Origin of the sequence: Bacillus multifaciens (genome assembly GCF_030756675.1) — a bacterium.
GTDB lineage: Bacteria > Bacillota > Bacilli > Bacillales > Bacillaceae_G > Bacillus_A > Bacillus_A multifaciens.
The window spans coordinates 1-24614 of the sequence record NZ_JAVBXD010000037.1; the positions used below are offsets into that span (position 1 = coordinate 1).

Genomic DNA, 24614 nt, shown 5'->3' on the forward strand with positions numbered 1-24614 from the left:
AGAGGGTAATGGAAGAGCTTGCAAGCCTTTTTTTTATGCACTCATGCTATGTGCGAATTCTTCGCAATACTCTGTACTTTTATTTTGCATTAAACAATATACTCCCCCTAAGCAAGAAGAATATGTTGGTGATATGACGAAAGAAGAGATACTTACGAAAATGCTGAATACAGTTGATAATTTTGAAACTGCAAAAGGTGAGTTTAGAGTTTATCAAGCAAATGCTCCAGGTGAAAGATTAATAAACTATGAACTCAGTTTGCATAATAAAGCAGGGGGTTATAGTAAAACTACTAATGTGAACAATGAAATAGAGAAAGTAGCATCTCGTTATTACAAAAATGGTACAATATGGGACATTGAAGAAAATACAGGTATGTATAGAGAAATGAGAAATGCCCATGAAGAAAAACGTTCCAAGCCATTAAAGATTGAAAATGCATTTTCAGTAAATAGTGAAGGGGAGGATGTAACAAATTATCGGGAGAGACCTCCTATTGGTGAAGCAATGAGTTCACTATTCCCTTATGAAATAGCTTCAAACTATACAAGGAATTTGAATACTTGGGAGATTGAAAAACAAAACGAACAGTTATTGGGGCATAATACGCTTGTCATTAAAGGGAATATCAATAAAAGAATCAACAAATCCTTCCGTTTTTGGGTTGATAAAGATACGGGAATTCTAGTGAAGTATGAAACGTACGATGCGGCTGGTAAGGTGGCTGATTATTTATATCCCACAAGCCTAGAAATCAATGTTCCTATTGATAGTAAAAGATTTACACCAGATTTAAAAGGATACCAGAAAGAAGAAATGTTTAAAAAGAACCAGCCGCAAATGACGACTGGGAATATCGATAATCTCGTCCCTGAAGCAATTAAAGCACAATGGGAAGAAGCAAAGAAAAAACCAAATGAAACAACGACTTTGCAGCACGACGGTAAGTGGTATATTCATGCTAAAAAGGGGTATTTGGTTAACTATATAAAAGTTAATGGAAAAGAGGGGACGTTATTCTTAGCGAAAGTATCCCCGCAAAAAGAACACTCTACTTTCTCTGCCTTAGCGGAGGGATATAAGGTAGAGAGTCTTAAAATTGTTTACGAGTGAAGTGTAACCTTCTTTGAATGATAGGTAAAGAAAAAAACGCTCAGAGTTTTAAGCGGACTACTTACAAAGGATTTTAATTGTACCAGTAAAGAATCAAGCTGCTAAGATGCGAATAGATGGAATGGCAAGCATGTTAGATGCTTATGTTGGTCTGTTTGAGCATCATGATGAATTTTTAAGAGCTTTATAAGAAGTGATGATTATAGTGGCCACAACTCAAAAAAAGGGGCTATCTTCCTGGTGGGAAGTCGCCCCTTATTTAAAACACAACAATTGGCGTATTTTATCAAGAATCTATAGTTATTTTAATATTTCGAATTTCCCATGTTTATCCACGATAAACATGACATTATTATTACGACGATCATCCATTACTTCTGATATTTCATTAGGGCTGGAATAGATGGCCTTAACTGCTATGTTATAAATACCCTCTGTTAACACGTGGCTCTTTTCGAAATCATCCATAATATTTTGAGCATTGGGAACAGTTTCACTATTTTTGTAGGTATTGTAATAGTAACTAAAATTGATGACTCCTATATAATTAGCATGATCTCTAGGTGTACTATCTTTTAACGTTTTCATTATGTTGTCAGTGTTTATTTTTTGATCACGTTTGAAATTTTCAATTAATTCCTTTTCTTGTTGTTCATCTATATTTATATGTAAATAGTAATAGAAATTTTGTTTCCCTTTGTCATATTCGGTAGGAGATTCACTTAATAAGTTATACTTTTTTATCATCTTATCGGATTGTTTCAAAACATCACGATGCTGTTCGACATAAGCCCCTTTGAATATTTCTAGAAAAACATCATCGCTTTCATTTTTAACTACTTCATAATGGGAGTCACTGTTTACAATTAAATAAGCAACAGTGTGGTATGGTTTTTTTATTTCCACGTAAGTGTTATGATCAGAAACTCCAAACGCACTATCAGCAGAAAGAATTTTAAATTCCCCATTCTTTATCCCGTAGTTTTCGGACAAATAATCTCCTATTGGTTTTTCAAATAGTTTTGTGTCTGTAGAGCAACCATTTAATAGGAATAGTGGTATGCTCAGTAATAAGATAAAAACAGTTATTTTTAGTTTCCTCATTCTTCCCCCTCCTTAAACTACATTTTACCATTTTTAACTTAAGCTAGTAATATTTCTCGTTATTTAAAACGCAACAATTGTTGTGTTAACATCATTTTGATACAGGTATGTGTTTGATTGTCACGATTTCGGAAAGTGGATTAAACCAATGTTCAGTGTCCGAAAGGGCTTGGAGTTGTATTTTTTTAAGTAATGAGATTGCTTGAAAATATTGATATAACAGCCTTTTTGGTGCCTATTTCCTTCTATTATATATAGACCTTGATAGGCATAATGATGTAATATATTGAATGAAAAATACATGAAGGATGGACATAAAATGAGTGATTTATTATTGATGATGATTGAACGTGTTGGTTTAATCGTTATTTTAGGATATTTACTTTCGCATATTAAGACATTCCGTTGGCTGCTGCATAAGCAAGAGGGCTATAAAGGAAACTTTATGTTAATTGGCATATTTTCGTTATTTGCAATTGTAAGCAACTACACAGGGATTGAGATTTCTGGTAATACGATTTTGAATGATAACTGGCTGCGGGGCGTCTCTTCTTCTAGTACGATTGCAAATACGCGTATTATGGGAATTGGGATTAGCGGGTTACTTGGAGGTCCAATTGTTGGAATAGGAGTAGGATGTATAGCTGGTATTCATCGTTATGTGCTAGGGGGAACGACTGCATTGAGCTGCGCAATCTCTTCTATTTTAGCTGGAATTGTGACAGGTTATATTGGCTATTTATATCAAAAACGAAATCGTGTTGTAAGCCCTAAGTTTTCTGCAGTGCTTAGCATCTGTATGGTATCGCTGGAAATGCTTATGATTCTTGTCATAATCGATGACGGCTGGAGCATTGTGAAAACAATTGCAATCCCAATGATTATCGTAAATGCTTTCGGAAGTTTTATTCTATTGTCAATGATTCAGTCCATTATACGACAAGAAGAACATGCGAAGGCATTACAAACGCATAAAGTATTGGGCATTGCTGATAAAACACTTCCGTATTTTCGCCAAGGATTAACGGAAGAATCATGTATGAATGTAGCACAAATTATCTATCGCTTTACAGGAACAGATGCAGTATCTTTAACAGATACAGAAAAAATATTAGCACATGTTGGATTAGGGTCTGATCATCATATTTCTTCCCATAGTTTAATTACTGAATTGTCAAAAGAGGTGTTAAAGAACGGGGAGATTATGAAAGCAAAGTCGCGCGAAGAGATTAATTGTCAGCATGGAGGGTGTTTATTACAAGCGGCAATCGTGATTCCGCTCACATCTCGTGGAAAGACCATCGGTACGTTAAAGCTTTATTTTAAAAATCCCAATTCATTAAGCCCCGTAGAGGAAGAGCTGGCAGAAGGATTAGCGAAAATCTTTTCAACGCAGCTTGAGCTTGGAGAAGCAGAACTGCAAAGTAAATTGTTGCAAGATGCGGAAATAAAGGCGCTGCAAGCACAAATTAACCCTCATTTTCTTTTTAATGCGATTAATACAGTCTCTGCTTTATGTCGTACAGATGTAGAGAAAGCAAGGAAATTATTGTTACAGTTAAGCGTGTATTTTCGCTGTAATTTACAAGGTGCAAGGCAGCTTCTTATTCCATTGGAACAAGAATTAAATCATGTTCATGCGTTTATGTCGTTAGAACAGGCAAGATTTCCAAATAAATATGAAGTGAAAATGTATATTGAAGATGAACTGCATAATAGTTTGCTTCCACCGTTTGTGCTGCAATTATTAGTAGAAAATGCTCTTCGTCATGCATTTTCAAAAAAACAGCCTATATGTCAAGTTGAAATTCATGTTTATGCCAAGCAGGGCAGCGTGCATTTCAAAGTAAAAGATAACGGTCAAGGGATTGAACCGGAACGATTAGAGCGGTTAGGAAAAGCAATTGTATCGTCAAAAAAAGGAACGGGAACAGCATTATTTAATATTAATGAACGGTTAATGGGTTTGTTTGGAAAAGATACAACGCTTCATATTGTTAGTGAACTAGAAGTAGGGACGGAGATTTCCTTTACGATTCCAATTCAAAGAAAAGGAGGAAGTGATATTGAGAGTATTAGTAGTTGATGACGAAATGTTGGCACGGGATGAATTGAAATATTTATTATATCGAACGAAAGAGGTCGATATTATTGATGAGGCAGACAGTGTAGAAGAAGCGTTAGAGAAGTTGATAGAAAGTAAACCGGACCTTGTTTTTTTAGATATTCAGCTGTCGGATGAAAATGGATTTGAAATTGCTAATATACTAAAAAAGATGAAAAATCCACCTGCTATTGTATTTGCAACGGCCTATGATCAATATGCCATTCAGGCATTTGAAGTAGATGCTTTAGATTATATTTTAAAGCCGTTTGACGAAGAGCGCATTGTCCAAGCGATTAAGAAATTTAAAAAACGAAAGCAACATGAAATGGAGGAGAAACAAGAAGTACATGCGTCAGATGTATCTAGCAGAATGAAAAAATTAGCGCTGCCAATTGATGAATCGATTGTATTAGTGAATATAGAAGATATCGTATATGCTGGATTGGTGGACGGAAAAGTAATTGTGAAAACGATTTGTGATACGTATGTAACGTACGATACGCTTGCTATATTAGAAAAGAAATTGTCACAAATGAATTTTCTGCGTGTGCATCGTAGTTTTATCGTAAATGTAAATCATATCTCTGAAATCCAGCCGTGGTTTAATTCTACCTATAATTTAATTATGAAAGAGGATTCAAAAGTGCCTGTAAGCCGTACTTATGCAAAAGAATTAAAGAAGCTGCTCCGTATTTAACGGGCAGCTTTTTGCATTTCACCCTTCTTTTTCTGTAATTGATTTCATATATTTGACGCTCTGTGTTGTAAGTGCCTACACAATCGTTTACATCCTATACAATAAAGGCATCAAATCGAAAGAGGTGGAAGGATAGTATGAAAAAATCATCTATTAATCCATGGCTTGTTGTCCTCGGTACAGTCATTGTCCAAATGGGACTTGGAACGATATATACATGGAGCTTATTCAATCAGCCTTTAGTGAGTAAATACGGATGGAGTCTTAACGCTGTTGCTATAACCTTCTCAATCACTAGCTTTTCATTAGCATTTTCAACTTTGTTTGCGGGTAAATTACAAGAGAAATTGGGGCTTCGTAAACTCATTATGATAGCCGGATTAGCTTTAGGAATTGGCTTGATGCTTAGTTCACAAGTTTCCTCATTACCAATGCTTTATGTACTAGCAGGCGTTGTTGTAGGTTACGCAGATGGTACAGCCTATATTACGTCACTATCCAATTTAATAAAGTGGTTTCCAGAGCGTAAAGGCTTAATTTCTGGTATATCTGTCTCCGCGTATGGTGCGGGTAGCCTAATTTTTAAATACATTAACGCAAAGTTCATTGGGTCATTTGGTGTATCACAAGCGTTTTTATATTGGGGCTTAATTGTTGCAGTTATGATAGTGATCGGTGCTTGTTTTATTCATAAAGCGGCTGAACAAGATACAGTTCATGAAACAAAAAGTCATGACTTTACAGTAAGAGAAATGCTGCGCACAAAAGAAGTGTATCTGTTATTTATTATGTTTTTCACATCATGTATGAGTGGTTTATACTTAATTGGTATGGTAAAAGATATCGGTGTTAAACTTGTAGGTCTTAACGCAGCAACAGCAGCGAATGCTGTCGCTATGGTTGCAATCTTTAATACGGTTGGTCGGGTTATTTTAGGGCCGTTATCAGATAAAATCGGTCGTTTAAAAATTATTTCCACAACGTTTGTCATTATAGCTATGTCGGTTTTTGTTCTTAGTTTTGTGGATTTAAATTATGGTATCTATTTCGCATGTGTAGCGAGCGTTGCATTTTGTTTTGGTGGAAATATCACGATATTCCCGGCCATTGTTGGTGATTTCTTCGGTCTGAAAAATCATAGTAAAAACTATGGTGTCGTGTATCAGGGCTTTGGTCTTGGCGCACTCGCAGGTTCCTTTATCGGTGTAATTCTAGGTGGGGTTAAACCAACTTTTATGGTAATTGGCGCATTGTGTATTGTGTCATTTATTATCGCTATTTTCATTCGACCACCTAGTCAGCAAAAAGAAAAACAAAAAGATTATCGTAGTGCAGCGTGAGTATTCCAATCTTCATTGTATTCTAAAAAGAGACTTATTTAAAGTTTAAAGATAAAAGAAGAGGGATTCGCTTTTCTAATGAAAAGTAAATCCCTCTTCTTATGTTGAAATTTCAGTTGTGAGAGATTCTAATATACTACTAGTTTCCTCAAAGTTTTGATTATGTATAAGTTCTTCAATATAATCTAATCTAGTATTAATCTCACGTTGATATTCTTTTTTATCATTTAAATCTTTAAGATGCTGTTTCGATTTTGATACAATGCTATCTATGTTATTTTTATTATCTTTTAAATCATTAAATATGGATATGGCCGAATCAAATTCGTTTTGATCTTCAGCTTTTAAAGCATTTTGCATCTTTGTAATTTGCTCTTTAAGTGATTGTGCTTCTTTATTTTTTTTATCTTTTAAAGGTCCTTCTGATAAATTTATTGCTTTCTCATACTGTTCGCTTTGTATGAGACTTTCGACCTGTTTTAAAATCTCTTCTGACACCCTACTATTATAAGTAATAAAAAGATAGAAAAGATAAATCTAAGTGTTTTCATCTTGATTCCCCTATAAACATAATGAAGCCCAATATAAAATTATAGCAGAATAAAAGAGGGATAGAAATTGGATAGTTCCATTGATAACCAGTATGTATTAGTGGAATTATCAAGTCATTAGGATTAAACATTTTATTTCACAACACGTTATGTTTTTCTTATTTCTAGAAATGTTGAAAATTAATATATTTAAGGTTATATTATCAGAGGGGTTAATATTCTGATTTTTTAGTTTTTGGGAATTTGCCTTCTTATTTATATATTCATCTTTAAAGGAGCTACATTATGAATTATAAGATTGTATTTTTTGATGTTGATGGAACTCTTACACATCATGAAAATGGTAGTATTTCAAATAATACGAAAGAAGCTATAAAAGCATTGAAGAATAAAGGGATAAGGGTAGTTGCAGCAACGGGAAGACCGTTATCGATGTGCGATGAAATAAGAGAATTAGGAGTTGATACATTTATTACAGCAAACGGAGCTTATGTGAAGCACAATCAAGAGGTTCTTTATAAAGTACCAATGGATAAAAATATTATTCGAGAAGTGGTTGAATTTGCATATATCGAGAATACCGGGCTGTCCTTCTTTACAGAAGATTTTAGTATGAACGGTGTAGAAGATAAAGAAATTCTAACAGCATTGAACGAAACATTGTCATTGAATGCTTATCCAACTATAAATAAACATATTTATGATCAAGAGGTTTATTTGATGTGTTTGTATGCTTCTGATGAAACAGTAGAGAAATATATTCATAAGTTTCCACATTTAACATTTAGCAGATGGCATCCATTTGTATTAAATGTATTACAAGAAGAAGTATCAAAATCTTTAGCAATCAAAAGTGTTTTACAGTATTTTGGCATTGATAAATCAGAGGCTGTTGGGTTTGGAGATGGAGGAAATGATATAGATATGTTGGAATTAGTAGGACTTGGGATTGCTATGGAAAATGGGAATGAACAATTAAAAGCCGTTGCAGATTTCGTCACGAAAAAGTCAGGTGAAGATGGGGTCGACTTTGCTCTTAGAAAGTACGGGATTATTTAAGGATTAATAAAAAAGGACATATAAACTCTTTAGATAATTGTCTTCTGCCCATTCGAGTATGGAAAAAGAATATTATGTTTCTTCATAGAAAAAAGCAATTGGTTGAATTATAAAAGTTGAAATTAAGATCCATATGGCAAGGATAAGAAATGGATTGGTCATTGGACTTATAAAAATTAATAGACAAGTTAGTAAATGAAATAGGACATAGATGAGAAAAGATTTTTTTGTTGCATGTAATGTTGTATTGCAGTTTGGGCAAACAAGCTTATGGGTGTTATTTCGTAAAAAGAGGGTTGTCATTTTTATTTTGATACTGCATTTAGGACATGTTTTAATTTTTATTTCACCTCATCGCTTCCTAATTTGAAAACTACAAAATCCTTTATATAAAATAAGAAAAGGAGTAGAGCAATTCAATTTTTTTCTTTCACTATAAATTTACGTAAAAGAGAGTATATTGCTAGAAAAATGATGATATAAACCCCGAAATCTATTGTAAATAATAAAATGTCGAATTTATCTCGAAATACGTTGTAATTCAGGTCGATATAGGAATATATGAATTTGGAAATGAGATTGGAAAGCAGAATAGAAAAAAATATTACAATGAAGTCCCTCACAAGCAACCTCCTATAAAATTCCATATGTTTATAATTATTGTACTGAAAATTTTAATTATATTCAATAGATGAATAATGAACCTTTGAAGGGCTGACTTAACCTTAAATTTTTTCTGCTCAGTCTGTGACCAAATGAACTTAATATAAGTAGAATACATATAAATGATTTTTTATCTAATTGTGAAACAGTAAAGATTCCATTTGTCGGGAAAAATGGCTAAATTCCGTGTCATATCTTTGCTATATTTATAAAGGAGGCTTTAGTAATGAGGAAAATGTTAACCCTCTTTGGATTCTCCGGCAAGCCCTCTTATAAATAAAATTTGGGATATAAACGCCGAATTTAAAAAATAACCTCTTTGTTTGTATTGGTTTTCCAGAGTGCCCCTCATTCTTTGAATCGTTTTCGTCCCTCTTAAAGGCTTGCTTGCAATGCAAATAGCTAGAGATAGAAAAAAATGTTAAAAGGGTTTAAAAATCCTTTGTAATCGCTTACACATTGTTATACTATTAAATTATAATAATAAATTATCATGATGATTTATTATTATTGTAGTTAAATACAGGCGAGTATAGGAGTAATGAAGGATGAAGATGTTAAAAACATCTGAGCCAACTATATACTGTTATTTACAGAAGATTAAAGATAAAAACAATTTTTTTGCGAAAACTTGTTCATCATTTCACATGATGGGTAGTTGAAAGACAGGGGGACAATTTGTGAACAAGAATAGTATGTTACGTGTGTTAGAGAAAGAATTAGTCGTTGCTTTAGGGTGTACAGAACCAGTGTCGATTGCGTTAGCCGCAGCTACTGCAAGAGATTATATAAAGGGCGACATACAGTCAATCGAAGTATTTGCGAGTACAAATGTCATTAAAAATGCAATGGCGGTTGGTATACCAGGAATGAGGGCTACTGGAATTGACTTTGTGGCTGCTTTAGGGGTGTTAGCAGGAGATAGCAAAAAAGATTTAGAAGTGTTAGCCGGAATCTCAGAAGAAGATGAAGAACAAGCAATCTCTTTAGTAGAAGCGGGGAAAGTTTCTGTAGAATTAGCAGATACGTCTAAAAAGCTATACATTGAAGTGAAGGTTACGACAGACGAGGGATATGCAAGGGCTATTATTCGGGATAATCACACATTTATCGCATTAGTAGAAGCGAATGGGGAGCTTGTTTATAAGAATGGATGTGGAAATACTCACTTTGCCACTTCTGAAGAAGAACGTGATGAACTTACGATTCCAGAAATATATGAATTTGTTACGACTGTAGATGTAAAGGAATTGGCACTTGTAAAAAAGAGTATTGAACTGAATCGTAATGTGGCACTAGATGGTTTGTCGAATGAATATGGCTTACAAGTTGGAAAAACATTAAAGGCAAATGTCTTGAAAGGAATTTTATCAGATGATTTAACAACTCATGCGATGGCATTAGCAGCTGCTGGTTCAGATGCACGTATGGCCGGTTCGACAATGCCAGTAATGGCTAACTCAGGAAGTGGTAATCAAGGGATTGCTGTTACGATGCCTGTAGTAGCCGCAGGTGAGAAATTAAATGCTTCGGAAGAAGAGCTAATTCGTGCTGTTACGCTAAGTCATTTATTAGCGATTTATATTAAAAATCAGTTTGGACGTTTGTCTGCACTTTGCGGTGTAACAGTTGCTGGTGCAAGTGCATCGGCTGCTATTACGTATTTATTAGGTGGAGATATTGAAAAGATAAAGTATGCAATCCAAAATACACTTGGAAATGTGGCAGGAATGATTTGTGACGGAGCAAAAGCAGGATGTGCGATGAAAGTAGCAACTTGTTCAAGTGCAGCTGTACAATCTGCACTGTTAGCTTCACAAGGAATGTGCATCTCTGCTACAGATGGATTTATCGAAGCAGATGTTGATAAAACAATTGAGAACTTTTGCCGATTAGGAAATGAAGGTTCACCTAATATGGATAAGATCATGCTAGAGATGATGATTAATAAAAGAAAATAGTAGTTAACAAAGTAAGGGTAAGATATAAATATATAAAAGCTCAGATGATTTTTCTTATCAACTGAGCTTTTATATATATTTTATTTCATATAGAGGTTATAACAGCTGAGAGACCGATGAAAAAAGAACGTAAATTCATTGTTATTCTCCCTGCAGCTTATTTATATGCTAGTACGGCCCAGTGACATGGGGCTGTTTGTCTCCAATTTAAACTAGAAAAACCGCGCACTCTTAACATTGTATCAAGTTCATTGATTTGTGGGTAATCTTCAGTTGGATCCCACTGTTTTCCTATTCGTTGTTTTGCATCTTCCATAGCAGATTTGGATGCGAACATAATGTCTAATAAGAGAAAAGTCCCATTTGGCTTTAGGATGCGATATACTTCGCTGCATGCTTCTTCTCTTTGTTCAGGTAAAACTTCATGAAAACAAAAGCTTGAGATAACAGAATCGAAGCTCTCGCTTTTTTGTCCTGTATTCGTAAAAGTCCCAGTTTTCAAGTGGAAATTGGGATGTTTATTTTGACATTGTTCTAACATTTTTTCTGACAAGTCAATTCCAAAAATATTTGAATCATTTTTACTTACTAAAGCTGCAAAAGCACCTGTACCGATTCCGATGTCAAGAATGCTATCTTTATCGCTAGTATGAAGCAAATGCTTTGCTTCATTCAAACTGTGATTGTATCCGTAAAGTGGGCCATTTGGATTTTCTAAACTTTCATCATATGTTTTGGCCCAATCATTAAAAAGTTTTTGAGTAGTTTCAAACGTCCGTAGCAAATAAATTTCCTCCTTTATAAATGCGTTACCTCTGTTTCCAATGTATAAGTAATCTTCATGTTTATCATTGTTATCACTCCAATCAATATGTACTAAATGAATAACTTCGATTTGAAATTTTGAAAACCTTCTGCACTTGTGTTAAAAATCAGTTCAAGGATTTTGGGTTTTACACTCTGAAAGGGTTTATATCTCTTATAAAGGTGGAAATCTATAGTAACACTGGTGATACTATGTGACATAAATGTGCCTTCTTACATAACTTGATTTTACAATTTATAATGTAAGGAGAAGTTCAATTTTTAGTAAGCGGAGGAAATGAACATGAAAGCAGTTGGTTTATTAGAATATTTACCTATCGAAAATGAGAACAGTTTAGTCGATATTGAATTACCACGTCCAGTACCGACAGGAAGGGATATACTCGTAAAAATTCATGCTATTTCGGTTAATCCGGTTGATACAAAAGTTCGAGCACCAAAAGACAAGAAAGAGGAAGAGTATAAAATACTCGGATGGGATGCTAGCGGCGTTGTTGTAGAAGTTGGGGAAGATTGCACGTTGTTTCAACCAGGTGATGAAGTTTTCTATGCAGGAAGTATTATTCGACCAGGTACATATAGTGAATATCATCTAGTAGATGAGAGAATTGTTGGAGCGAGACCGAAAAATTTGACTCACGCACAATCAGCTGCTATTCCATTAACTGCAATTACAGCGTGGGAAGGAATGTTTGAACGCTTAGCAATTGATATTAATAATAAGGAAAAGAATAAACAGAAAAATATTTTAATCATCGGCGGTGCAGGTGGTGTAGGTTCTATTGCTATTCAATTAGCAAAATGGGCTGGCCTTAACGTGATTACAACTGCCTCTCGAAAAGAAACGAGAGAATGGGTGGGAAGTTTCGGTGCTGATTATGTTATCAATCACCATGAATCATTTAAAGAACAATTATCCCAAATGAAAATAGATGAAGTTGATTATATTTTCTGCTTAAATAATACAGATCAACACTGGAACAGCATGGCAGAAGTAATCAAGCCGCAAGGAAAGATTTGTTCGATTGTAGAAAATGAGAAACCGTTAGAGTTAGGGTTATTAAAAAGTAAAAGTGCTGCATTTGTTTGGGAATTTATGTTTACAAGAGCTATGTACCAAACTGAAGATATGATTAACCAACATCTTTTGTTAAATCAAGTTAGTGAATTACTGGATCAAAAAGTGCTTAAGACGACTTTAAGCAGGACGTTATCACCAATTCATGCGGCTAATATTAGAAAAGCGCATGAGATAATTGAAACAGGAAGTACGATTGGAAAGATTGTTTTGGAGGCATTCTAAAAGTATATAAGTGAATATTGATGAGAATGAAATATGAAGAATGGAGCTGTATGTACTACAGCTCTATTTTTATTATGTGTAGGTTTTAAATATTGTTATTAATTTTGATAAACTACCAAAACAAGCTTTTTCCATGGTAAATTAAACTGTTGTTTTATAAAAAAGTTGGACTGCTTTGTATTCCTTCTTCAACTAATATACTGACTGATTTAATATTCTACTTTAAAAGACTTGTGGTTTTTCAACATATAAACCTAAAATATATCCACAATTCAAACAAAAATGTGAAGATATTGGTGAAGATTGACTTCTTGGATTGTTATAGGAAAACATATGAACTACCCCGTTGCCTCCTTTTATAATCCCTTTCTCAATTTGATTACCATTACACTTAGGACATACTTTCTCTTTCAACATTTTTCACTCCATTCTTTTATTCACGTTCCATTTTATTTATATTTTAACAAAAATTTGAATGGGTAATATAAACTTTTATAAACCGAGAAGTATGATGATAATAACCTTTAGTCATAATTACGACTAAAGGTTTTTTTAGTATAAAAAATTAAACAAATATAAAATTACAAGGAGACAATTTTATGGAAAATAATAAGAATGTAATACTCGCTTTGACTGTTTTTGCTTTAGGTTTAGCATTTTTTGTTGGTGGTATGGTTTATTCATTATGGGGATCATTTTGAATACTTAAATGGTCGGTTTGAAACAAAGATGCATCGTTTTAAAGAAAGTCGTACCGTTTATTAAAAAGATGAACTGAAATAACTTGTCTAAGTGGCGAAGGGATTTTAGTTCATCTTTTTTATTGAACTAACTGGCAGTTTAGTTGAAGAAGGAAAACTTATAGTAAACATAGAAAATATTTATGAATTAAAGTTTTTGTGAGGTGAAAGTGATGGTAATAAAACAAAACGAAATTAAAGTAGTAGTTGGAGCTGGAGCATTTAACAATAATCCAGGTTGGGTTCAAACTCAAGAAGCTGAACTTAACTTATTAGTTGAAACTACCTGGGAAGAAAGATTTGAATATAATTCCATTTCAGCTATTTTAGCTGAGCATGTATGGGAACATCTTACTTTTGAAGAAGGTGTAAAAGCAGCTAAAATTTGTTATGAGTTTTTAAAACCATCAGGTCATATTCGTTGTGGTGTCCCTGATGCATTTTTCCCAGATGAAACCTACCAAAATATAGTTAAAGTAGGCGGACCTGGACCTAAAGATCATCCAGCTGCAAGCCATAAAATAGTTCATAATTATAAAACATTAACTAAAATGTTTGAAACTGCTGGATTTGAAGTAGTTTTACTTGAATATTGTGATGAAAATGGGCAATTTTATTACAACGAATGGGATGCGAACGATGGTGTTATTTTCCGTTCAAAAAGGTATGATTCTAGAAATCAAGGAGATAAACTTGGTTTTCCATCGCTAATTGTTGATGCGATTAAACGGTAAGTAATTCAACTAACGCATGCGTTAGTTCTATAAATTCATGAGTCGCAAATGCGGCTTTTTTTGTTTGTGCTGTAATTATTGCGGTAAAGATATCTTCATTCAATAAGGGGGAGGACGCACATTTTCCGAATTTCGTACGCTAAGCAATATTTCATAAAGAAAAAGCCTATTTCCTGTACGCTAAGGGAACAATCGGCTTCTTAATGTTAAGTTGTTTGTAGTGGTCGTAGGGAGTCTAATGGTGTAATTTCTTTTTTACTAAAAATGAAAACTTAAATCTGTTTGATAGAAATCCATTTTGATTAATCCTTTTTCAAAATGGATTTTCTTTACTTACCACAAAATAAGGGATTGGTAAGTACTTTTGAACAAACTTTATTTTTAAGAAACAACTAGAGCTAACAATCACAACTATGAATGGTAGCTTTGAAATATAAAATACTTCCAAGTGTTTAAAAGGGTATTTGTCTTTTGGTGGATGATATAATTGGAAATATAAAGAAATGTTTTAGTTGTGTTTTGCAATTTAGGAAGCAGTATAAGTACAGAAGGCGCTGTACAGTATATAGGAAACAGTAGACTTTTGTTCGTAGAAGAAACACTCTAACTATAAGTTTTAAACGATAAATATAGAAGGAGGAAACTTTTATCCTTCGCTACATCAGATTTTAAAGTTGAACAAGAATACGGAAAATATTTAAAACTATTAAACCGAAAATTATATAGTTTTGAACTTGAAGGAGAAATTGTTGGCTGTATAGGTATTGAAATTACTAGTGTAAAAGAGTGCGAAATTAAGCATATTGCAGTATCTTCCTTTCAACGAGGTAAAGGTATTGGTAGCACTATGGTTAATTATTTCTCTAATAAATATTCACTGATTTATGCTGAGACGGATAATGATGCAGTGGATTTTTATCGAAAATACGGTTTCGAGATAACAAGTTTAGGTGAAAAGTATCCAGGTGTAGAACGTTTTCTATGTGAATTTAGAAACTAATTATCTTATTGAACTTAATATTAAGCAAGAACATAAAAAAAGGCGGTTCCTTAGCGTACGTTAAGACAGAATCTCATCTTTGCTACTGTAAAAAAACAACTAGCCCTCGCAATAGGTGCTAGTTGACGTAAAATTCGTTAACGGTAGTAAAAAATCTCAATTCTTATCTTTTTTTAAATAAGGTTTTAGTAATCCATTTATAAGCATAATAACTTATTTATTAATTTGCTGTACTCTTTTTTGAGTAATATACTGAAAGTAAATTAAACTCCACATGCAAAAATATTGAAAAAATAATTGATAGTGAGTAATCCGTAATCATACCAAATATGATTCCCCCGAAAAATGCGAACAGCATAAATTTTATGCTAGTCTGATTAAAGCTGTAATATTGTAAGTGAGCTATAGCGAATAGAAAGGAAGATATTAGGATCGGTACTGTAACTGGTATGTACGCTATTTCATAAAAAGGGTATATTGGGAATGAATTGTTAAGTATTGGTATAATCATCCCTCTGAAAATTACTTCTTCAAAAATAGGATATATAATTACAAAGTTTAAGATATTCTTTTTCCCGATCGGCTTATATCCTGAGTATCGCGAAATGAAAATATTCGTTATCGCGGTAATCAAGATTAATAGAACAATTGGTTCGTAGTGAATTGGTAAACGGAATACATAATTATCTTCATAAAAATAACTAATTACTGTCAGCAGGGTTCCCCATATATAAATAATCTCATTTTCTATCTTTTGGTACAACGTTCTGCCAATAATAATGCCAACTGTAATATCAATAATTTTATATGAAAAAGCTAATAAAACAGCAAGTACCAAAGCAATAAGGTAGCTCATATCGATTTATCACCCCATCTCACAAGGAACTCCTTTGCAATTCATGCATTTGATTCACATCCAGTATTATTTGATTTTAGAATATTTTCCCTCTATTTTAAAATTTTACCATGTTATGATGGTTTGAGGTTAGAAAAATTAGTTGTATATCATATACATCTAAAGTGAACATAATGCAACATTATTAGTAGCATTCAAAAAATGTCACTTCTTATCCTTTTTCAGATAAGAAGTGACATTCTTTTAATGAAACTTTATTTCAAAGCTATAATATACATATTATTTTAAAGAAAGTTCTTGTAAGTAACGATTGATTGTTGCAAATGAGTAAGTTTCTTTATTTCTTAATGCGCAGGAAAATGAAGGGACGGTGTGAAAGAGTGCTATAAGGAACGAGATTCATAAAAAAGAAACGATTGCTTATTTATATCAAAGGAGGGAATTGTATGTATATTGTGATCGGGGGTGGACTTTTAATTGTAGTTCTCGTTTATTTATTAGCAGAAAAAATCACTCCAAACTCTGCTATGATGGTAAGTTTTCAAGGGAAACAATTGAAAAAGTTTCTTTTAGGATTATCAGCAATTGGTGTTCTTTGTACTGCTTACGGTATATATCATAAAATGACGTATAAACTTCCCTATATGGATATTACAGTAAGTAATGAGAAATATACTGTCTTTGGAAACATTGGGGAGTTAGGTTATTATTCTGATGAATTGATTAAAAAAGGAAAAGAAACGCACATGTATATAACACTTTGGGAAGATATTCGTCTAGCTCATGCTCGAATGGTTATCACTTATCCATCTGGAAAAGCAGAAGTTTGGGAGCCGCAAATGTCTTTGCTTACGGATACAGCGAAACAAGACGTGAATAAGAAGTTTAAAATCAAAGAAATTTATGAACTGTCTCCTTACACGTTTAAAGAATCGGGGAATGTAAAAGTAACTTTAAAAAATGGAGCGGATACGATTGGTAGTATGTCTGTGAAAGTGCAAGAATGATTTTCAGATAATGGTGTGTACATTTTGCTTTTTATGTAAAAGGATTCGATATACTTTTTGTTGAATTTACAGGAAATAGGTGGCGTAAATGTATGGTATTGCTAATTAAGTGTAAATAAGAAAGAAGGGGTTCGAATTGAATTATGTAGTTATACAAAAATATAGGACGAATTATCCGAATCCTATTAGCTTAGTTCAGGGACAGTCATTTATTATTGGGGATAAATATAATGGACCTGAAAAATGGGATAATTGGTACTTTTGTATAACAGTAGATAAAAACAGTTCAGGTTGGGTTCCAGCGCAACTTATCCAATGGAAAGGAACAGAAGGTATTGCGAAGGGAAATTATACTGCAAAAGAGTTGAATGTTGATGAAGATGAACATCTGGTCGGGTTAAAAGAACTTAACGGATGGATTTGGCAAAGAGTTCTTACTCTAGAAAAAGGATGGGTACCAAAAGAAAATGTAAAGCTTACTATATAAATAGAAAGAAGAGCCATAAATCAGAGAAAATAAAAATTTGCAAGTAACGGGGAGGCTGAAGCAGTGATTTATGTAGTTAGACACGGACAAACAGATTTGAACAAAGAAGGAAGATTACAAGGAAGAGCGGGTTTACCTGTCAACTACCCACCACTTAAACGCTAACATGTTTTGAAGTGGGGGCTTGAAAAAAGCCCTGGTTGTCTAGCTTTAGTCTTTGATAGACTCCGTTCGTAGGTTGCATACCCAAGAATGATTCCCTAGTTCTTGGCTCTATGGTGGCTCTGTAACAGTTCTGATTGGGAAGGAACGGTCAACCACATGCCTTCTTGTATAAGAAGTTGCCAACACCTACAAACATTGGCGAAGGGAAACAAACTCTTAGGAGGGACAAAACATGCGTGTATTTGTCAAGAATTTAAGGGGAGAACCGCTCATGCCATGCAGTTATCGTAAGGCGCGGCTTCTTCTCAAACAAGGAAAAGCAAAGATTATGGGATACACTCCGTTTACCATTCAATTGCAATATGCCACAGGTGAAGCGGTGCAATCCGTTACAATCGGTGTTGACAGTGGAGCAAAATATATCGGCATTGCGATTACCACTGAAGACAAAGTGTTAGCAAAAGGAACCATTGAGTTACGTCAAGACGTCAAAGATAATCTTACATTGAGAGCTACATTACGCAGAGGTAGAAGACAACGAAAAACAAGGTATCGCAAAGCACGTTTTCTCAATCGGAAAAAGAAAGAAGGATGGTTGCCACCATCGATTCAAAGCAAAGTGGATAACCAAATTCATTGGATTGAAATATTCAAGTCACTCTTACCTTCACCAAAAGTGATTGTTGAAGTAGGGAAATTTGATGCGCAAAAGCTAAAAAATCCTGACATACAAGGGATCGAATATCAACAAGGAGATGCTTTTGGTTTTTGGAATACAAGATATTACGTATTTGCGAGAGATAACTATACGTGCCAAATTTGCAAGAAACAAGGTGGCATCTTGCATACGCATCATATTATCGAACGCTGCAATGGTGGTTCAGATATGGCAGATAATCTTGTAACAGTGCATGATGAATGTCATCAAAAATTTCATCAAGGAAAAATCAAACATGTTTTTAAGAAACCAAAACAATATAAAGAGACCGCCTTTATGAATCTATTGCGTCTTCAGATCATAAAACGTTTGGATTGTGAAATTACGTATGGTAGTTACACCACGCCAAAGAGAAAAGAACTTGGATTAGGCAAAACACATATAAATGACGCAATTGCGATTACAAGTCCCAAACATTTGCAAGAATATGATCAAAGTGGTGAATTTCGCATCAAGCAATTTAGAAAGAAAAAACGGTCCCTACATGAAGCAACCGCAAGAAAAGGAAGGAAAACAAAGAATACAAGTGCAAAACGGAATAATAAAAATACACCGCATATAGATGGAATCTATTTGGGTGATAAAGTGAAAGTGTTTGGTCAAATAGGATTTGTGACAGGGTTTACAGGGAAAATGATATACGTACAAGATATACATGGGCATTATATACAAAATTCTTCCAAATCTTATAAACAAGTGAAGATATCGGATATAGAATGTATACACCATACGAACAATTGGAAGTTCTTACAAATCAGTTAGGCTATGCTTAACCGAAATTCATCCCCACCTTACCGCTGGGCTCTTGCCCGTCACGCGCTTGAAGATGGAAACTTCTTTCGGAAATATGTTAAATGAACATGGTATAGAGCAAGCGAAAGGTTTAAGAGAAAAATTGAAAGATATAAAATTTGACTACATATTTTCATCTCCGCAAGAAAGAGCAATTCAAACAGCGGGGATAGCAACAGGTATAAAAGTAATAATTGATGAAAGACTTAATGTTTTTGACTTAGGAGAAGCTGACGGACTAAAAAAAGGTGAAGTGAAAATAGCTGGAGCTGTTCCTGATTCTAGTGTTTATAATGGCGTTGAAGAGCCTAATAGCTATGTGAAAAGAGTTTTTGGTTTTATGAATGAACTTGAAAGTAAATATGGCAAAAAAGAGTTAAATATTTTATTATCCGGACATAGATGTACAACAGGTTGTATTGCTGCTTATTTTGAAGGGATACTGGAAGACAGTAATATTTTAAGAATTTCATCAAATAATGGAGAATATAAAGTATACAACTTCAAATAATCTCAAAATTTTGAAATAAGGAGAAATTTTATGATTAAAGCCGTTATTTTTGATTTAGATGGAACTCTATTAGACAGAGACCATTCTCTAAAACTTTTTATTAGAGATCAATATAAAAGGTATATCGATGAATTTAAGCATATATCTGAAGAACAATATGTAACTAGGTTTATTGAATTAGATAATAAGGGTTATGTGTGGAAAGACAAAGTATATGAGCAATTACTTAGAGAATATGCTATTTCCAGCTTAACTTGGGAGCAATTATTAGAGGATTATATAAACAACTTTCAACATCACTGTACACCTTTTCCTCATATGGAGAATGTTTTACAAGAGCTCAAAAATAGAGGGCTATTATTATGTATGATTACAAATGGATTTACTGAATTTCAATTACTGAATATTCGTTCTCTTGGGATTGAGAAGTATATGGATACCATATTAGTGTCCGAGCAAGAAGGAATGAAAAAACCACAAGCTGAAATTTTCCTAAGAGCTTTAGAAAGATTAGGTGTCAAACCCGAAGAAAGTATTTACATAGGAGATCACCCAGAGAATGATGTAATCGGGGCTAGAAATGTAGGCATGTATGCAATATGGAAGAAGGACACATTTTTGGGACAGTCTTTTACGGATGAACATGTTATTGAGGATTTACAAGAGTTGTTGTCCAAAGTTAATACATTCCAAGAAGTTTAATAAAGCAAAGGATACAGAGAAAAAAACGCTAAATTAAACAAAGTCGTATAGGGGGGGATTGAATTGTTCATAAGAGAGGCAACAGAAAGTGATGCAGCGGAAATTTTATGTATTCGAAGGAGCATTATTTCTCAAAATGAGTTTTTTATTCCTACAAGCGAAGAGTTTCATGTTGATATTGAAGCGCAGAGAGAGAAAACCATTACAAACAGTCAGCAAGGCGGCGTAACATTTGTTGCAGAAGACGGTGGACGTATTGTTGGTTTTTTAGTGTTTACAAGAAATTCTATGAAACGCTTAAATCATACTGGCTTATTTGGAATGGGAATTTTAGAAGACTATCGTAATCAAGGTGTAGGAACAAAACTGCTTTCACAATTAATAGGCTGGGCAAAAACACAAGAAGGTATAGAAAAAATTTGTTTAGGAGTTTTCTCAACAAACGAAAGAGCAATAAAAGTATATGAAAAATTTGGTTTCAAAGAAGAAGGAAGAGAGAAACGGCAGATTAAGTTTGAGGATGGACGATATGCGGATAATGTTTTGATGGCGTTGTATTTAAAGCAATAACTCAAAGATATAATTTTATGTATTTTTTATGATTTAGACAGTCATGATTCTAAAATTTATTGTTTTATAAAAATATTTCAAACTGAGCATCGATAATCTAATTAGATTTCTATATTTTTATTTGTTTAATTTCAATGAAATAAAATTAGTAGATGAGATAGTAGAAATAATAATAAATAGAGAGTGACTATTTTGATTCAAACTATCTCATTATAATATGAAATCTTAAATTGTAATTTTTATTTGTATTTCTTTTCTATCCAATTAATGAAAAGGTACGACATACTCAATTCAATTACCATTAAAAACAGATGAAATGAGTAACGATATTCAATAAAAAGATATAATGCGCTAAATGGAACACTTAAAAAAATACTGCCGTATTTATTTTTAGTAAAGAAGTAAATAGCCGCTCCGCAAATCATACCGATTAATAATGATTCCATGGCTATAAATAGAAAGGAGTCTCTGGAGTAGAAGTCTAGTATGTAAGTAAATTCTCCTGGAAAGTTTGCATAAAAAATCCAAAGTAATATAATCCATATATTCAAAGAAATGATGAAATCTTTTCCGAAATGTATTGTTATAAATGCTTGCCAATTACGATGCCGTATAACTCTTACGCTTCTTATTAAGAGAAAAATAAGAGCAAAGAACCCAGCCCAAGTAATTATTATTTGTGTAATCTCTGAAATGATAATCACTCCTTTAATTTTCATTATTTTTCTTTTGGTTTGATGATTGTATCGAAGAATTGGAATAGAAATGCGTATATGAAAAGTGGAATTGTAATATATAAGCTTATTGTATATGGTTTTAAAATAATTTTCCCGATTAATGGACAAAGAGCAAGTAAGAAACCAATATGCTGCAATATTTTTCGTTTTTTATCTCTAACACATCCTTTTTGAGGAATCTTACACTTTTAATATACAATTCACCAACAGAAAACTCCTGCATTTTCACGAGAATATGCTTTTCTTCCCATAGAGAATATTTCCATCTTTCTCCGTATAAGCTAAAATAAAGTAAAACTTTCATTTTTGAGGACCTGGGGGACAAAGATAAAATATAAGGAATGATGTAAATGTGGAGAAAATTAGCAATTGTTGTTGTGTTATTAGGTTTAGCTGGTTATGCAATTTATGAGCAGTTTGGGAAAGAGAAAGTAGAAGTAGCAGATGATCAGAAGCAAAGTACAGAGGATGAAAAAGAAGTAATTGCACAAAATGGCATTGAAATTGGAAAAGTGGCACCTGAATTTGAATTGTCCAAGCTTGACGGTACTAAGGTAAAGCTTTCTGATTTAAAGGGTAAGAAGGTTATTGTGAACTTTTGGGCAACATGGTGCGGTCCATGTCAGCAAGAAATGCCAGATATGCAGGAGTTTTATAGTAAATATCAGAAGGATGTAGAAATATTAGCGGTAAATTATACAGTGTCAGAGGGAACTGATGGGAAAGAGAAGGTTCGGAAATTTGCAGAAGCGAAAGGGATTACCTTCCCGGTTCTTCTTGATACAGATATAAAAGTAACAACTACTTATAAAGTCATTACGATTCCAACGTCATATTTTGTTGATACAAATGGTGTTATTCAAGATAAATTTATTGGACCAATGACGGTGCAGGAAATGGAGAAAAGAGTTGCAAATTTAAAGTAAAGATAAAAGTAGGAATGGAATGTGTACCATTCCTACTTTCTATTTAAAAGCTATATAAGGGAGTTAAAAAAAGACATAAAGGCCCCTTTCTTTTTATAGGTGGGCGAGAGCATCTGGCCGTGCATAGAAGCGGTCAGGTCCTTTTTCTACCACATGCAAGGTTTAAAAGAAAAGGAGTAAGCGAGTGCAGGTCATGTTGTAAAATGAAAATGGATATATATAATAGAGTTTCTTATATTATATTAAGTTATAATAGAAATAAAAAAGCTGAGGAGAAGGTTATGGGGAATTTTACTGGAGATTATGTTGTAATTGATTTTGAAACAACGGGGTTCAATCCTTTTCAAGATAGCATTATTCAAATGGCTGCAATTCGATATCGAAATCATATCTGTACGGATCAATTTGTTTCGTATGTGAACCCAGAGAAAATGATTCCAAGTCGTATTACAATGTTGACAGGGATTCGGAATTTTGATGTTGCAGTTGCGCCGACAATTGATATTGTTTTACCAGAGTTTGTTTCATTTCTTGGAGAAGATACAATTATTGCTCATAATGCTTCTTTTGATATGCGGTTTTTAAAGAGTAATATGGAACGATTAAGACTTGGCACACCGAAAAATACCGTGATTGATACACTTAGTTTAGCAAAACGATATATAAAACATGTACCGAATCATAAATTAGAAACTCTAAAGCGATTGTTACAAATTAAAGTTGCCTCTCATAATGCATTAGATGATTGTTTCACTTGTGCAGCTGTATATCAAAAGTGTGTAGAGCTAAAGGATGGAAAAGTAAAAAAAGTGATTTCTGAAGGAGTAACAAAGGAAGAAGAAAGAGCATATGAGATTGTAAAAGAAATATTGGAAAAGCATAATAAAGATATAACAGGCATTTGTCAAGCCAGTGTCGGGAATTATTTGGACATTAAAGCAATGAGTTCATTTGCAAGAATTAAGCTAAAGGGTAGAAAAAGATACGTATTAACAAATAAAGAGCAAGCTGAAATAGTAGCATTGTATCCGAACGTTTTATGTGAAGCTGCTACGAAAAGTGAATGGGGCCTTACAAGAATCATGATTGATCAGCCTGAAGATTTAATTGCTTTTGAAGCTGTGATTTTAGAGGCGTATGAGAGAGGAATGCAAACATTACAGCGCTCCTAAAGTGAAATTAGTTGCATTGTAAGTACGAAAAATAAAATTTTCTCATAAATCTGATTAGAGTGTTTTTTTACTGTTCATACTAGTAACACGAAAGTGAGGGTGAACAGTATGAGAAGAACTCGGCGAAAATCGTTTGAAGAGCTTGTGAAAGAAAATAAACAACAACTGCTCAATGATCGTGATGCGATTGAACGGATTGAAGAAAAATTAGAGAAGCGCTACGAAATACGTATTTTTAAGCAGGCTGAATAATTCTTACAACTAGAATGATACTAGTTGTAAGGAGGCGATATTATGGGTAATCCAAAGAAAAATCCAAAAGATTTTGCACCAAATCAGCTTGGGACGCAATCAAGAGCAGCAGGCGGTAATAAAGGGAAACAAATGCAAGATAAATCAGGGAAACAACCGATTGTTGATAACGGTTAGAAAGAGGGAGAATGGAATCATTCTCCTTCTTTTTTTGCATACATAATTAAAGGTTTTTTTTACAAACTAATGTTGTATGTAATTTCAATAAAGGAGGAAGACAGGATGCCAGAACAATATAAAACAAGTCCAAACCCAGATGATCGCAGTGATAATGTTGAAAAATTGCAAGAGGCGGTATATAACACAATTGAAAATATGAACGAAGCAAGGGAAGCTGCGGAGTTTTCTAATGAGAAAGACCGCGCGGCAATTGAAGCGAAAAATGAGCGCCGCATGGAAAGTATCGAAGGAATGCGAAAAGAGATTAAAGAGGAAGCTGCATATCGCAATCAGTAAGAGAA

At 33.7% G+C, this 24614-nt stretch carries 24 protein-coding genes and 2 pseudogenes; 21 read left to right on the forward strand and 5 right to left on the reverse strand.

Going from position 1 to position 24614, the window contains the following annotated elements:
• A partial coding sequence (locus tag Q9306_RS19415; RefSeq protein ID WP_306201445.1) for a sigma-E factor regulatory protein RseB domain-containing protein occupies positions 1-1114 on the forward strand: 1114 nt, incomplete at its 5' end.
• A gap of 300 nt (positions 1115-1414) precedes the next feature.
• Here the strand turns inward: Q9306_RS19415 and Q9306_RS19420 are convergent.
• Positions 1415-2218, reverse strand: coding sequence for a hypothetical protein (locus Q9306_RS19420; protein WP_306201447.1), 804 nt, complete (start codon positions 2216-2218; stop codon positions 1415-1417).
• Between the two features lie 319 nt (positions 2219-2537).
• Here Q9306_RS19420 and Q9306_RS19425 point away from each other — a divergent pair, with 319 nt between their 5' ends.
• The 3 genes from Q9306_RS19425 (at position 2538) to Q9306_RS19435 (ending at position 6362) form a co-directional block, all read left to right on the forward strand.
• Positions 2538-4304 (forward strand): sensor histidine kinase, encoded by a 1767-nt coding sequence (locus Q9306_RS19425; RefSeq protein WP_306201449.1) that lies wholly within the window; start codon positions 2538-2540, stop codon positions 4302-4304.
• Complete coding sequence (locus tag Q9306_RS19430) at positions 4282-5022, forward strand: LytR/AlgR family response regulator transcription factor (RefSeq protein ID WP_306201519.1); 741 nt, start codon at positions 4282-4284, stop codon at positions 5020-5022. The genes Q9306_RS19425 and Q9306_RS19430 overlap by 23 nt, the downstream gene beginning before the upstream one ends.
• A 137-nt stretch (positions 5023-5159) precedes the next feature.
• Positions 5160-6362: an L-lactate MFS transporter gene (locus Q9306_RS19435; RefSeq protein WP_306201451.1), complete on the forward strand. Its 1203-nt coding sequence runs from the start codon at positions 5160-5162 to the stop codon at positions 6360-6362.
• Positions 6363-6461: 99 nt separating this feature from the next.
• On the opposite strand, the gene Q9306_RS19440 is transcribed toward Q9306_RS19435, so the two are convergent.
• The gene (locus Q9306_RS19440) at positions 6462-6860 is read right to left on the reverse strand and encodes a hypothetical protein (protein ID WP_306201454.1); all 399 of its coding nucleotides are present in this window, start codon (positions 6858-6860) and stop codon (positions 6462-6464) included.
• 338 nt (positions 6861-7198) lie between these two features.
• Here Q9306_RS19440 and Q9306_RS19445 point away from each other — a divergent pair, with 338 nt between their 5' ends.
• Positions 7199-7972 (forward strand): Cof-type HAD-IIB family hydrolase, encoded by a 774-nt coding sequence (locus Q9306_RS19445; protein ID WP_306201456.1) that lies wholly within the window; start codon positions 7199-7201, stop codon positions 7970-7972.
• A gap of 1343 nt (positions 7973-9315) precedes the next feature.
• Entirely contained in the window at positions 9316-10596 is a 1281-nt protein-coding gene (locus Q9306_RS19450) for an L-cysteine desulfidase family protein (protein ID WP_306201458.1), read from the forward strand.
• 157 nt (positions 10597-10753) lie between these two features.
• Here the strand turns inward: Q9306_RS19450 and Q9306_RS19455 are convergent, their stop codons facing one another.
• Positions 10754-11380 (reverse strand): class I SAM-dependent methyltransferase, encoded by a 627-nt coding sequence (locus Q9306_RS19455; RefSeq protein WP_306201460.1) that lies wholly within the window; start codon positions 11378-11380, stop codon positions 10754-10756.
• 324 nt (positions 11381-11704) lie between these two features.
• Between Q9306_RS19455 and Q9306_RS19460 the strand changes: the two genes are divergently transcribed.
• The 3 genes and pseudogenes from Q9306_RS19460 to Q9306_RS19470 all read left to right on the forward strand — a co-directional run.
• Positions 11705-12724, forward strand: coding sequence for a zinc-binding alcohol dehydrogenase family protein (locus Q9306_RS19460; protein WP_306201462.1), 1020 nt, complete (start codon positions 11705-11707; stop codon positions 12722-12724).
• Between the two features lie 913 nt (positions 12725-13637).
• On the forward strand, positions 13638-14198 hold the full coding sequence (locus Q9306_RS19465) for a class I SAM-dependent methyltransferase (RefSeq protein WP_306201464.1): 561 nt from the start codon (positions 13638-13640) through the stop codon (positions 14196-14198).
• 685 nt (positions 14199-14883) lie between these two features.
• Positions 14884-15198: pseudogene (locus Q9306_RS19470) on the forward strand (GNAT family N-acetyltransferase); the annotation flags it as partial.
• Positions 15199-15418: 220 nt separating this feature from the next.
• Here the strand turns inward: Q9306_RS19470 and Q9306_RS19475 are convergent.
• Positions 15419-16054, reverse strand: a complete 636-nt coding sequence (locus Q9306_RS19475) for a CPBP family intramembrane glutamic endopeptidase (RefSeq protein ID WP_306201466.1) — start codon at positions 16052-16054, stop codon at positions 15419-15421.
• Between the two features lie 446 nt (positions 16055-16500).
• On the opposite strand from Q9306_RS19475, the gene Q9306_RS19480 reads away from it, so the two are divergent.
• From Q9306_RS19480 to Q9306_RS19510, 7 genes and pseudogenes are all read left to right on the forward strand, one after another.
• Positions 16501-17061 carry a hypothetical protein gene (locus Q9306_RS19480; protein WP_306201468.1) on the forward strand — a complete coding sequence of 187 codons (561 nt, stop codon included), beginning with the start codon at positions 16501-16503 and terminating at the stop codon, positions 17059-17061.
• Between the two features lie 136 nt (positions 17062-17197).
• On the forward strand, positions 17198-17548 hold the full coding sequence (locus Q9306_RS19485; RefSeq protein WP_306201470.1) for an SH3 domain-containing protein: 351 nt from the start codon (positions 17198-17200) through the stop codon (positions 17546-17548).
• Positions 17549-17611: 63 nt separating this feature from the next.
• A pseudogene (locus Q9306_RS19490) lies at positions 17612-17692 on the forward strand (histidine phosphatase family protein); the annotation flags it as partial.
• A 253-nt stretch (positions 17693-17945) separates the two neighbouring features.
• Entirely contained in the window at positions 17946-19193 is a 1248-nt protein-coding gene (iscB, locus tag Q9306_RS19495) for an RNA-guided endonuclease IscB (RefSeq protein ID WP_306201472.1), read from the forward strand.
• 64 nt (positions 19194-19257) lie between these two features.
• Positions 19258-19734 carry a histidine phosphatase family protein gene (locus Q9306_RS19500; RefSeq protein ID WP_306201474.1) on the forward strand — a complete coding sequence of 159 codons (477 nt, stop codon included), beginning with the start codon at positions 19258-19260 and terminating at the stop codon, positions 19732-19734.
• Between the two features lie 30 nt (positions 19735-19764).
• Positions 19765-20436 carry an HAD family hydrolase gene (locus tag Q9306_RS19505; protein ID WP_306201476.1) on the forward strand — a complete coding sequence of 224 codons (672 nt, stop codon included), beginning with the start codon at positions 19765-19767 and terminating at the stop codon, positions 20434-20436.
• A gap of 63 nt (positions 20437-20499) precedes the next feature.
• Positions 20500-21006 (forward strand): GNAT family N-acetyltransferase, encoded by a 507-nt coding sequence (locus Q9306_RS19510; RefSeq protein WP_306201477.1) that lies wholly within the window; start codon positions 20500-20502, stop codon positions 21004-21006.
• Between the two features lie 239 nt (positions 21007-21245).
• Here the strand turns inward: Q9306_RS19510 and Q9306_RS19515 are convergent, their stop codons facing one another.
• Complete coding sequence (locus Q9306_RS19515) at positions 21246-21725, reverse strand: hypothetical protein (RefSeq protein ID WP_306201479.1); 480 nt, start codon at positions 21723-21725, stop codon at positions 21246-21248.
• Between the two features lie 368 nt (positions 21726-22093).
• Between Q9306_RS19515 and Q9306_RS19520 the strand changes: the two genes are divergently transcribed.
• The 5 genes from Q9306_RS19520 (at position 22094) to tlp (ending at position 24609) form a co-directional block, all read left to right on the forward strand.
• Positions 22094-22669, forward strand: coding sequence for a TlpA family protein disulfide reductase (locus Q9306_RS19520; protein ID WP_306201481.1), 576 nt, complete (start codon positions 22094-22096; stop codon positions 22667-22669).
• A 281-nt stretch (positions 22670-22950) separates the two neighbouring features.
• On the forward strand, positions 22951-23841 hold the full coding sequence (locus Q9306_RS19525; RefSeq protein WP_306201483.1) for a 3'-5' exonuclease: 891 nt from the start codon (positions 22951-22953) through the stop codon (positions 23839-23841).
• Between the two features lie 108 nt (positions 23842-23949).
• Entirely contained in the window at positions 23950-24093 is a 144-nt protein-coding gene (locus Q9306_RS19530; protein WP_020061954.1) for an FbpB family small basic protein, read from the forward strand.
• Positions 24094-24135: 42 nt separating this feature from the next.
• Entirely contained in the window at positions 24136-24270 is a 135-nt protein-coding gene (locus Q9306_RS19535) for an acid-soluble spore protein N (RefSeq protein ID WP_098918370.1), read from the forward strand.
• Positions 24271-24375: 105 nt separating this feature from the next.
• On the forward strand, positions 24376-24609 hold the full coding sequence (gene tlp, locus Q9306_RS19540; RefSeq protein WP_306201488.1) for a small acid-soluble spore protein Tlp: 234 nt from the start codon (positions 24376-24378) through the stop codon (positions 24607-24609).
• The last annotated feature ends 5 nt before the right edge of the window (positions 24610-24614 follow it).

What these genes read in the sequence shown, in the direction of transcription:
- Q9306_RS19420 (WP_306201447.1), bottom strand. Translation starts at nt 2,218, where the DNA reads ATGAGGAAACTAAAAATAACTGTTTTTATCTTATTACTGAGCATACCA.
- Q9306_RS19425 (WP_306201449.1), top strand. Translation starts at nt 2,538, where the DNA reads ATGAGTGATTTATTATTGATGATGATTGAACGTGTTGGTTTAATCGTT.
- Q9306_RS19435 (WP_306201451.1), top strand. Translation starts at nt 5,160, where the DNA reads ATGAAAAAATCATCTATTAATCCATGGCTTGTTGTCCTCGGTACAGTC.
- Q9306_RS19445 (WP_306201456.1), top strand. Translation starts at nt 7,199, where the DNA reads ATGAATTATAAGATTGTATTTTTTGATGTTGATGGAACTCTTACACAT.
- Q9306_RS19460 (WP_306201462.1), top strand. Translation starts at nt 11,705, where the DNA reads ATGAAAGCAGTTGGTTTATTAGAATATTTACCTATCGAAAATGAGAAC.
- Q9306_RS19465 (WP_306201464.1), top strand. Translation starts at nt 13,638, where the DNA reads ATGGTAATAAAACAAAACGAAATTAAAGTAGTAGTTGGAGCTGGAGCA.
- Q9306_RS19475 (WP_306201466.1), bottom strand. Translation starts at nt 16,054, where the DNA reads ATGAGCTACCTTATTGCTTTGGTACTTGCTGTTTTATTAGCTTTTTCA.
- Q9306_RS19480 (WP_306201468.1), top strand. Translation starts at nt 16,501, where the DNA reads ATGTATATTGTGATCGGGGGTGGACTTTTAATTGTAGTTCTCGTTTAT.
- iscB (WP_306201472.1), top strand. Translation starts at nt 17,946, where the DNA reads ATGCGTGTATTTGTCAAGAATTTAAGGGGAGAACCGCTCATGCCATGC.
- Q9306_RS19500 (WP_306201474.1), top strand. Translation starts at nt 19,258, where the DNA reads ATGGAAACTTCTTTCGGAAATATGTTAAATGAACATGGTATAGAGCAA.
- Q9306_RS19505 (WP_306201476.1), top strand. Translation starts at nt 19,765, where the DNA reads ATGATTAAAGCCGTTATTTTTGATTTAGATGGAACTCTATTAGACAGA.
- Q9306_RS19515 (WP_306201479.1), bottom strand. Translation starts at nt 21,725, where the DNA reads ATGAAAATTAAAGGAGTGATTATCATTTCAGAGATTACACAAATAATA.
- Q9306_RS19520 (WP_306201481.1), top strand. Translation starts at nt 22,094, where the DNA reads ATGTGGAGAAAATTAGCAATTGTTGTTGTGTTATTAGGTTTAGCTGGT.
- Q9306_RS19525 (WP_306201483.1), top strand. Translation starts at nt 22,951, where the DNA reads ATGGGGAATTTTACTGGAGATTATGTTGTAATTGATTTTGAAACAACG.
- Q9306_RS19530 (WP_020061954.1), top strand. Translation starts at nt 23,950, where the DNA reads ATGAGAAGAACTCGGCGAAAATCGTTTGAAGAGCTTGTGAAAGAAAAT.
- Q9306_RS19535 (WP_098918370.1), top strand. Translation starts at nt 24,136, where the DNA reads ATGGGTAATCCAAAGAAAAATCCAAAAGATTTTGCACCAAATCAGCTT.
- tlp (WP_306201488.1), top strand. Translation starts at nt 24,376, where the DNA reads ATGCCAGAACAATATAAAACAAGTCCAAACCCAGATGATCGCAGTGAT.